This is a genomic window from Moorena sp. SIO3B2 (assembly GCF_010692525.1).
Classification (GTDB): Bacteria; Cyanobacteriota; Cyanobacteriia; order Cyanobacteriales; family Coleofasciculaceae; genus Moorena; species Moorena producens.
Genome location: NZ_JAAHHE010000869.1, coordinates 1 through 1,427, shown reverse-complemented (window position 1 = coordinate 1,427; position 1,427 = coordinate 1). Strand labels below are relative to the sequence as shown.

Sequence of the window (1,427 nt, the reverse complement as noted above, 5' to 3'; positions counted from 1 at the left end):
CGTTTCAGTGATCGGGTTGTGTTGACGGTTTATGGTTGACGGTTTATGGTTGACGGTTTATGGTTGACGGTTTATGGTTGACGGTTTATGGTTGACGGTTTATGGTTGACGGTTTATGGTTGACGGTTTATGGTTGACGGTTTATGGTTGACGGTTTATGGTTGACGGTAAATCATCAACCCTGATGTGAGTCTCTCTTGAGGAAAACTCCGTGCCTATCTACGGTCACAAACCAGATCGGTGGAAAGCATCAGGAAAAAGGGTTAAAAACCCTGAACTTAATACTTAATAGGGGTGCATAGAAAACTATTGCCAGCATTTTCGTGATAGTTATAGCTGACGAAATGCTTGATTACTTTCAAGGTTCCAATAACGCCATGGCCACCTCACCATAACATTAAAACTCCCGTTACTTTTGCTCAATTAGTCCCGGTGCGCTTTCCGTTGGCGAATTAAATTCGCCACGGGTCGCACCGCAAATTAATGGGAGTTTTTTACCTTGTTTTTCTATCAATAAAGGTTAATCATGCTAGTTTTCGTAATTCCACTCAAGAGTCGAAAGCTTTCCAAATCTTGGGAACATGTATCTAAATTATTTGAACGCTGTGTCAAATCAGTATGTAATCAAACATCATCGGAATTTAGAGTAATCGTTGTTTGTAATGAAAAGCCACAGATTACATTCAGTCATCCCCATATCATTTATCTTCAGGTTGATTATCCTACTCCCAAAGAGCCAAGCCAGAGGGTTAGAGGAAATACAGATAAAGGACGTAAGCTTTTGACAGGATTAACTTATGCTCGTCGATTTGACCCAACTCATGTTATGAATGTCGATGCCGATGATTGTGTTAGCAAACAGTTAGCGGAATTGGTTAGGCAAAATCCTCAGGAAAATGGCTGGTTTATTAATAGAGGTTATAAGTATCGAGATGGAGAAGATTGTTTGTATTTAAAACGAAAACAATTCTATCGAATGTCGGGTACAGCGAACATTCTTAGATGGGATTTACTAGAGTTACCTGAGAAACCTGAATACAATCGCGGTTATGGCTACTACAAGTTTTATATTGATCATGGGAAAGTTAAAAGTATTCTAGCCAACAAGGGAACCCCTCTAAAACCATTACCCTTTTCCGGTAGTGTTTATATCCTTGGTACTGGTGAGAATCTATCAGCAAATGAAGAAAGATTATCCTTTAACATCTTCAATCGAAAGGCGTTGAGCAAATCAATTTGTGATGAATTTGGCTTGTACAAGCTGGCTTGACCATCGCGCAAACACCAATTTCAAATTTATCATGCCAAATTAAGAAATAATAACATCGATAGACAATGGGATGGTTCTGCCATGGTCAAAGGTCGGTCAAAATCTAAGTCATCAAAGAAAGGGAAAACGCCATCTGAGACCACAACCTTAAATCTCA

General features: G+C 39.4%; 1 protein-coding gene. It reads left to right on the top strand.

The genetic code is table 11. The annotated features are described in order from the left end of the window. The first annotated feature begins 526 nt into the window (after positions 1–526). Positions 527–1,270: a glycosyltransferase family A protein gene (locus tag F6K38_RS41915; protein WP_008185322.1), complete on the top strand. Its 744-nt coding sequence runs from the start codon at positions 527–529 to the stop codon at positions 1,268–1,270. The last annotated feature ends 157 nt before the right edge of the window (positions 1,271–1,427 follow it).

What these genes read in the sequence shown, in the direction of transcription:
- F6K38_RS41915 (WP_008185322.1), top strand. Translation starts at nt 527, where the DNA reads ATGCTAGTTTTCGTAATTCCACTCAAGAGTCGAAAGCTTTCCAAATCT.